The organism is Nostoc sp. UHCC 0252 (assembly GCF_034931145.1).
Classification (GTDB): Bacteria; Cyanobacteriota; Cyanobacteriia; order Cyanobacteriales; family Nostocaceae; genus Nostoc.
Genome location: NZ_JAYGHE010000065.1, coordinates 1 through 8,721 on the forward strand (window position 1 = coordinate 1; position 8,721 = coordinate 8,721).

7 protein-coding genes are annotated in these 8,721 nt (G+C 41.7%); 5 read left to right on the forward strand and 2 right to left on the reverse strand.

What is annotated here, in order from left to right; all coding sequences use genetic code 11:
- Positions 1-222 precede the first annotated feature (222 nt).
- Positions 223-1,158 carry a 1-aminocyclopropane-1-carboxylate deaminase/D-cysteine desulfhydrase gene (locus VB732_RS27160; RefSeq protein WP_323233985.1) on the reverse strand — a complete coding sequence of 312 codons (936 nt, stop codon included), beginning with the start codon at positions 1,156-1,158 and terminating at the stop codon, positions 223-225.
- Positions 1,159-1,368: 210 nt separating this feature from the next.
- Here VB732_RS27160 and VB732_RS27165 point away from each other — a divergent pair, with 210 nt between their 5' ends.
- The 3 genes from VB732_RS27165 to VB732_RS27175 all read left to right on the forward strand — a co-directional run bounded on the left by VB732_RS27165 (position 1,369) and on the right by VB732_RS27175 (position 5,545).
- Positions 1,369-3,099: a diflavin flavoprotein gene (locus VB732_RS27165; protein ID WP_323233986.1), complete on the forward strand. Its 1,731-nt coding sequence runs from the start codon at positions 1,369-1,371 to the stop codon at positions 3,097-3,099.
- Positions 3,100-3,185: 86 nt separating this feature from the next.
- Positions 3,186-3,698, forward strand: a complete 513-nt coding sequence (locus tag VB732_RS27170) for a phosphate-starvation-inducible PsiE family protein (protein ID WP_323199837.1) — start codon at positions 3,186-3,188, stop codon at positions 3,696-3,698.
- 110 nt (positions 3,699-3,808) lie between these two features.
- Entirely contained in the window at positions 3,809-5,545 is a 1,737-nt protein-coding gene (locus tag VB732_RS27175) for a diflavin flavoprotein (RefSeq protein ID WP_323233987.1), read from the forward strand.
- Positions 5,546-5,680: 135 nt separating this feature from the next.
- On the opposite strand, the gene VB732_RS27180 is transcribed toward VB732_RS27175, so the two are convergent.
- Complete coding sequence (locus VB732_RS27180) at positions 5,681-6,493, reverse strand: pentapeptide repeat-containing protein (RefSeq protein WP_323233988.1); 813 nt, start codon at positions 6,491-6,493, stop codon at positions 5,681-5,683.
- A 261-nt stretch (positions 6,494-6,754) separates the two neighbouring features.
- On the opposite strand from VB732_RS27180, the gene VB732_RS27185 reads away from it, so the two are divergent.
- Both VB732_RS27185 and VB732_RS27190 read left to right on the forward strand, forming a co-directional pair.
- Complete coding sequence (locus VB732_RS27185) at positions 6,755-7,759, forward strand: ABC transporter ATP-binding protein (RefSeq protein ID WP_323233989.1); 1,005 nt, start codon at positions 6,755-6,757, stop codon at positions 7,757-7,759.
- A complete protein-coding gene (locus VB732_RS27190) occupies positions 7,760-8,572 on the forward strand; it encodes an ABC transporter permease (RefSeq protein ID WP_323233990.1) in 813 nt (270 codons plus the stop codon). It abuts the gene before it with no gap.
- The last annotated feature ends 149 nt before the right edge of the window (positions 8,573-8,721 follow it).

Sequence of the window (8,721 nt, forward strand, 5' to 3'; positions counted from 1 at the left end):
AATGTCTATCATTGCGAACGTTCCACTTCGTACCCTGCGGGTTCCACCCTTGGCGGTACGCAATGACAATTATTTAACCGAACATGATAAGTAACTACGCAAAATTAATTACAGTCATTGCGAGCAAAGCGAAGCAATCGCAAGGGCTGGGATTGCTTCGCTTCGCTCGCAATGACATTGTGTAATTAATTATGTTTACCTACTTATTACGGGTTTGTTGGGTTAGCTGCGAGATGTGAGTATACCGATGTTGCCCTGTAAGCCGCCTGTGTGTACCAGCAGTAAGCGATCGCCTCTACAAAAAAATCCCTGCTGTAGTAAATCCATTACTCCGTAAAACATTTTGGCGGTATATACATAATCAAGGGGTACGTCATGTTCCTCCTTGAACTGTTGGCTGAAAAGTAGTAATTCATCGTTCACCTTTGCATAGCCGCCGAAGTGGTAATCACATACCAATTCCCAAGAAGCCGGAGAGGTAAATGGTGTAGGTAAACCAGAGGCGAGGTAATTTGTCAATAAACTTTCAATTTCTTGGGCGAGAAATGCGCCATTTTTTAGAACGGGAAAAGCGATCGCTCTTTGTCCTTTATGCAACGAAAGCGCAATACCTGCTAATGTCGTAGCTGTACCGCAGGCTACGCATATATGATCAAATGCGTAGCCTGCCGTAGACATCGCACGATCAATTATCTCTGTACAGCCGCGCACACCATTTAAATTACTCCCGCCTTCGGGGATGATAAACACCTCGCCGAAACTTTGTCGCAGATATTCCTCTAACTCTGGTGTGTTGCGCTGTCGATACATTTCGCGGTTTAGATAAACAAGCTGCATACCCTGTTGTACAGCGAAACTCAGCGTCGGGTTTAATGGTAGCCTCTCCTCTCCACGAATTACACCAATGGTACGAAAACCGAAAAGACTACCAGCCGCCGCAGTTGCATAGATGTGATTGGAATAAGCACCGCCAAAGGTTAGCAGCGTTGTGAAGTTTTTCTCCTTGGCTTCCAGAAGATTGTATTTGAGCTTAAACCACTTGTTGCCGTTAACCCACGGGTGCATGAGATCGAGGCGCAACACATACAAATCAACACCAGCATGGCGGGCGATTTCGCTGTTGATTTGTTGTACAGGAGGAGAAAATATTAACGACATGCGTAAACATTCTAACTTAGTATTTGCATTTTCTTATATTTATTATTAATGATAAACATTGAGTAGTTACAATGGTCAGTCATTCAAAATAAAGAATAAATCTTTCTGATGATTCGCTTTAGAAATTGGCATTTTACTAATTGAATATTTCAGGTAAATATAAGAAACATAACACCTGCTCCAGATAATATTCTTTTTGGGTACAAATAAATGGTTGCACTCACACAGCTTACTCCAGTTATTCCCAATCCAGGACGTTTGACGATTGAAACTGTTGAAATTGCTCCTCAAACTACGGCTATTCGTTGTCTCGACTGGGATAGAGAACGTTTTGATATTGAGTTTGGTTTACGGAATGGTACAACCTATAACTCTTTCTTAATTCAGGGAGAAAAAGTTGCTTTAGTTGACACATCTCACCGCAAGTTTGAGGAATTATATCTTGAGGTAGTGGCGGGATTAATTGATCTGGCTAAAATAGATTACTTAATTATTAGCCACACAGAACCAGACCACAGTGGCTTAGTAAAAAATATTTTGCAATTAGCTCCCTCCATTACTGTTGTCGGTGCAAAGGTAGCTATTCAATTTTTAGAAAATATGGTTCACCAGCCTTTTAAATCAATGCAGGTGAAAAGTGGACAACGATTAGATTTAGGCAACGGACACGAATTAGAATTTATCTCTGCACCTAACTTACACTGGCCCGACACAATCTTTACTTATGACCACAAAACTTGCACTCTCTACACTTGCGATGTGTTTGGGATGCACTATTGTGATGACCACACCTATGATGAAAATATTACTTCAATAGAGGAAGATTTTCACTATTACTATGATTGTCTCATGGGCCCCAATGCCCGGTCTGTCTTGGCAGCTTTAAAGCGGATTGAAAAGTTAGAAATAGGAACAGTTGCTACAGGACATGGCCCTTTACTACAACAATATATTCCAGAATGGCTCGGACGGTATCAAAACTGGAGTTTAGAACAAGCAAAAACAGAGACTTTAGTAGCTCTATTTTATGTTGAAGATTATGGGCATAGCGAGCATTTAGTCCGTACCATAGCGCATGGATGCGCGAAAACAGGCGTGGCGGTAGAATTAGTAGACCTCAATAGTGCGGAGCCTCAAGAAGTTCGAGAATTAGTTGCACAAGCTTCTGGTTTAGTAATTGCAATGCCACCGCAATCTTCGGTGATGATTCAAGCGGCTTTAAGTACAATTTTAGCTGCTGTTCACAAGAAACAGGCAATTGGTTTATTAGAGTCGGGAGGGGGAGATGATGAACCCGTTTATCCTTTACGTAATAAGTTTCAAGAACTGGGATTAACTGAAGCTTTTCCTCCTATCTTAGTTAAAGAGATTCCTACCCAAGCAACGGAACAGCTTTGTGATGAAGCAGGGACGGATATGGGTCAATGGTTGACTCGCGATCGCACCATTAAACAAATAAAATCTATCAATAGTGAGCTAGAAAAAGCTTTAGGGCGGATTAGCACGGGATTATACATCATCACCGCCAAAAAAGGAGAAGTTCAAAGTGCGATGTTTGCTTCTTGGGTGACACAAGCGAGTCTTGAGCCTTTAGGAGTAGCGATCGCAGTATCCAAAGATCGGGCAATTGAATCCTTAATGCACGTTGGCGATCGCTTTGTTTTAAACGTTTTAGAAGAAGGCAAATATCAAGGATTAATGAAACATTTTCTGAAACGTTTTGCTCCTGGTGCAGACCGCTTTGCTGGAGTGAAAACATATCCAGCAAAAAATGAATCGCCCGTTTTAGCTGAAGCTTTAGCTTACATGGAATGTGAAATTACTAGCCGCATGGATTGTGGAGATCATTGGGTAATTTATAGCACAGTCCAAACTGGAAGAGTTGCCAATCTACATGCACTTACAGCCGCTCATCACCGCAAAATTGGCAATCATTATTAATTAGTCATTGGTTATTGGTCATTGGTCATTCTCCTTGTCTCGCCATAGACGCGATGAATCGCGTCTCTACAAATTCCCAAAAAACTATGTATAAATCTGTTGAAAGTACCCCGGTTACGATGTACGAAATAAATCGAGGGCGCGTTGTGCGAACCTTGGAATTTATTCAAGATGTGATTGTGATTTGTTTGTGTATCGGTTTATTTAGCTTCATGGTGCTTCAAGTGAGAGATATGTTTCTCTCCTTGCTTCCGCCTTTAGATTTTCATGCTGTTACTGCCGACATTCTCTTTTTACTTATCTTAGTTGAGCTATTCCGACTGTTGATTATTTACCTACAAGAGCATCGAGTATCTATTGGGGTAGCTGTTGAAGTTTCCATCGTTTCGGCATTGCGAGAAGTCATTGTTAAAGGTGTTCTAGAAACAAGTTGGAGTCAAGTTTTAGCAACTTGTGCCTTTTTATTAGTGCTGGGAGTATTACTATTTCTCCGAGTTTGGCTACCCCCTACTTTTGAAGGTATCGACCCCGAACAAGAAGTATCTAAACGCTATAGAAACCGAGCCAAGTCTGAATTAATCCAAAACAATGGTCATTAAAAATAGGGAGTAGGGAGTGGGGAGTAGGGAATAGGGGAAGACAAGGAGAATAACCCATACCCAATGCCCAATGCCTAATGCCCAATGCCCAATTATTAAAAGAGGTTATTATGTCTGCTGCCACATTAACGCCCAACCATAGCAGAGATGTACAAGTTGTTGAAATTGGTAAAAATACTCTGATTCTGCGATCGCGGACTTGGGACAGATTAAAATTTGAGGTGGAGTATTCCCGCCAACGGGGAACTACAGCGAATTCTTATCTGATTCAAGCTGATAAAAAGGCTTTAATTGACCCTCCTGGCGAATCTTTTACAGAAATTTACCTTGAACAACTTGCACAACATCTAGATTTCATCTTCCTCGATTACATTGTTCTCAGTCATGTCAATCCGAACCGCAGAGCAACCTTGCAAGTATTACTCTCTCTGGTTCCTCAAGCCACTATAATTTGTTCTCGCCCCGCCGCCAATGCTCTCAAAACCGCCTTTCCCGAATTGGAGTCACGTATTCAAGCGGTGCGATCGGGGGATACTGTAGATTTAGGACAAGGACATCATCTATCATTTGTCACCGTACCAACTCCCCGGTGGGCGGATGGACTTTGTACTTATGATGCCGCTACAAAAATTCTCTACACAGACAAACTTTTTGGCGCTCATATTTGCGAAGATACTTTGTTTGATGAAGATTGGAAGGGGTTAGATGCGGAACGTCGTTACTATTTTGAATGTCTCCACGCTCCCCAAGCTAAACAAGTTGAAGCAGCGTTAGATAAATTGTCAGTTTTGGGAGCCAGATGTTATGCCCCAGCACACGGGCCAGTTGTCCGTTACAGCCTGAGCCGTTTTACTTATGATTACCGTCAATGGTGTCAAGGGCAAAAATCTCAAGAATTGAGTGTCGCTTTGCTTTACGCTTCTGCTTATGGAAATACAGCAATTATGGCGAATGCGATCGCTCAAGGTTTGATCCAAAATGGAGTTAATGTAGAATCAATCAACTGTGAACTAGCCGATTCTACCGAGATTAACCGCATTGTAGAAACTTGCGATGGTTTGATTATCGGCTCACCCACTTTAGGCGGACATGCACCAACTCAAATTCAAACTGCTTTAGGAATAGTTCTCTCTGTCGCGGCTAAAACTAAGTTAGCAGGGGTGTTTGGTTCTTACGGTTGGAGTGGCGAGGCAATTGATTTAATAGAAAGCAAGCTCAAAGATGCAAATTATCAACTAGGATTTGAAACACTTCGGGTACGTTTCAGTCCTACTCCTGAGATTCTTCAGCAGTGTCAAGAAGCAGGTGCTTTCTTTGCTCAAAACTTGAAGAAAACTAAAAAACTGCGGACTTCCCGCCAAGTTGTGACAGAAACCCATGTAGATCGTACCGAACAAGCGGTGGGGCGGATCATTGGTTCTCTGTGTGTTGTGACAACCCGTGATGAAGAAACTCACAAAGGGGTTTTAACTTCTTGGGTATCGCAAGCAACTTTTAACCCGCCAGGAATTATGATTGCGATCGCTAACGAGCAGAATGCAGATTTAATGCATCATCCTGGTGATAAATTTGTGCTGAATATCCTTAAAGAAGGAAGAAATGTCCGACGGTATTTTTCTCGTCATAGCACTTTAGGAGATAATCCCTTTGCAAATCTGGACACAGAAACTGCTCTGAATGGTTGTCTGATTCTGAATGAGGCATTAGCCTATTTAGAATGTACGGTGCAAAATCAGCTTGAATGTGGCGATCGATGGTTAATTTATGCCGTCATCGATCACGGTGAAGTGTTGGAAAATGAAGGTGTCACTGCTTTGGAGCATCGTAAATCTGGCAGTTATTATTAACTAGTTACAAAGGGTAGTAGGGACTGGGGAAGCTTGTTGAATCCAGTTCCCAACTAATTAAATTACCAATTACTGTCTTCTTAGCATTAGCGAGTCTTGCCTACAACACGCCGCACGTAGCAAACTTTAAACTGATTAATTTTGAAAACATCCTTTCTTAATTTTACTAAAAATAAAAGGTCGATCTAAATACTCACCTAACCTAGCCTTGCAGGCAGGTAGCCCTAATTTGGCGCGAAATTCTTCGTCATATACTGCTTCTTGCCAATTTTCTGCCGATTTAATCTGCTCGGTCGTCAGATTTTTAGCATGACGAAAATCTGCTCTATCTACATTACTTTGAGTAAAGTCAACATCACGGAGGTTAGCACCTCTTAAATCTACTCCGTCCAATTTTGCGACATTTAATCTAGCACCACTCATATCTACATTTCTTAAGTCTACATCGACGATTAATTCGCTGTGGCTTAAATCAGCATTTTGTAAGTTTGCCGAGTCAAGGTTAACATTGCCGAAGCTTGCGTAAGATAAATTAGCATTATTTAGATTTGCTCCCGCTAAATCTACATCTGAAAGGTAGATACTTTTTAAGTTAGCACTACTTAAATTCGCAGCACGGAGATTACTATCAGAAATAAATAAGCCAGAGAGATTAGTATCAGAAAAGTTAGCTGATTGTAGGTTAACTTTCTCTAACGAAACTTTATAGTCTGCATTACAACTAAAATCAATATCACCCATTTCTGAAAATCCAGATTCTCCATGATCATCTTCAGATTTATCAGTCCATCGCATCTCTGCTTGGCGTAGATCAGCACCTCGTAAATTTGCACCATTTAATTTAGCATCTGTGAGTTCTGCTTGACGCAAGTCAGCTTCTGCTAAATTCGTATTGCTCAAATCAGCACCACCTAAATCACACTTGGGACATTTTTTAGTTGTCAGCAACTGCTTTATGTGATTGGGATTTGAAGTTCTTTTAGCCTCACAATTTGTACAACCAGAAAGAAAACTAATTAATATAACTGATGCAATTAGTACTTTTAATTTTATATACATACTCAATTATAAATTACGAATTATTTTGACACCAAGAGGTTTTTCAGGAACTTTACCTGTTATCGGCGAATCTTAGTGCCAGTCCCCCATACCCAATATCGTGATCTAAGATTGTTGGGTATTCTATAAATTGCGATCGCCACTATACCGATGATCGAAGTTGAACATCTGAGTAAAATATACGGTTCCACCCCAGCGATTACTGATGTCACTTTTAGCGTCGAACCTGGGGAAATTTTAGGGTTATTGGGCCCCAATGGCGCTGGTAAAACCACAACCATGCGGATTCTGGCTGGTTATTTACCGGCAACCAATGGAAATGCCCGGATTGCTGGTTATGATGTCCATGAAAATTCTTTGGCTGTACGCCAACGCATTGGTTATTTACCAGAAACACCGCCGTTATATCCAGACATGACGGTAGAAGGATTTTTGCATTTTGTCGCCCGAATTAAGGGAGTATCAGCAGGCGATCGCGCCAACAAGGTAACAGCCGCTATCGAACGCTGCAACTTAGAAGATAAGCGACGGGTGATTATTCGCAAACTCTCTAAAGGATACCGCCAAAGAGTAGGAATTGCTCAAGCGATCGTCCACGATCCACCAGCAATCATTTTAGATGAACCCACCGTTGGACTCGATCCCCGACAAATAATTGAGGTGCGGAATTTAATTAAAAGCCTCGCTGGTACTCACACAATTATTCTTTCCACACACATTCTGCCAGAAGTGAGCATGACTTGTAGCCGCGTCGCCATCATCAATCGCGGTAAAGTTGTGGCAACTAATACACCAGAAAACTTGATGACTCAGTTGACAGGTGGCTCCGGGTATGAGTTGGAAATAGAAGGAGAAGCTGCCCTAGCGAAACAGGTATTGCAAAAAGTCGCGGGTGTGAGTCTGATAGAATCAATTCCGACAACTGGAGGTCATCAACCCCAGGAAAACCGCGCTTATTTGCGGGTAATATCGCAACCGGGAAAAGAACCAGGAAAGGATATTGCCACAACATTAGTGCGTGCAGGATTCGGTTTGCATGAACTGAAGCGAGTTAACGCCACCTTAGAAGATGTATTCTTGCAACTAACCACAGAAGAAAAGAAATTCGAGACTGAGATAGACTTAGCAGCAGACAATGAAGGAGAGGCAGCGTAAATGGGTGTAGTGCTGAGTAATATTATTGCCATTTATCGCCGAGAGTTACAGAGTTATTTTGTATCACCTTTGGCTTATGCGATCGCAGGCATATTTTGGTTAATCGCGGGGTTATTCTTGGTGATGATTTTGCTAGGGCCAGATGGCATTTTGCTAGGAGTTGCGGCAATAGATGCACAAGGGCAACAACTAGGAGTGCCAACACCGCCCATAGATGTCCCCTACGAATTTGTCCGAGCATTTTTGGATCGCATGGGGTGGCTATTGTTATTTATCCTGCCAATTCTCTCGATGGGACTCTATGCCGAAGAACGTAAGCGGGGCACTTTGGAACTATTAGCCACCTCACCAATCACCAATTGGGCGGTAGCTGTAGGTAAGTTATTAGGCGTGCTAACATTTTTTACCGCGATGGTTGTACCCATGCTAGTGTTGGAAGCGATCGCAATCAGTGGATCAAATCCACCAATAGCGCTCTCAATTCCCTTGCTGGGTCATTTTGGATTAATCTTGCTAGCAGCAGCAATTTTATCTGTAGGAATGTTTATTTCTTCTTTAACAGACAGTACAATTCTGTCTGCCGTCTTCACCTTTGCAGTAATTTTATTATTGTTATTGATTGATTTAATCGCCAAAATTGTCCCTGGCCCCGTAGGTGAAGCTTTAGGTCATCTGTCGTTACTAAAGCATTACAACACTTTAATTCAAGGAATTTTTGATACCAGCGCCTTAATTTTATTCGCCAGTTACATTTTTTTGGGTATTTTTCTCACTGCTCAATCAATTGATGCACTGCGCTTTCAAAGGCAATAGTACCGCATGGCGGAAGTCAAAAGTCAAAAGTCAAAAAGCTTATAGAGCAGAGTTTTTGACCATTTGAAATTGGTGGTTTATTTACGCTGTACTGTAGTAGTTATATAAGTTATGAATAAAAAGTTAGGAGTGAGGATTTCAAACTTATT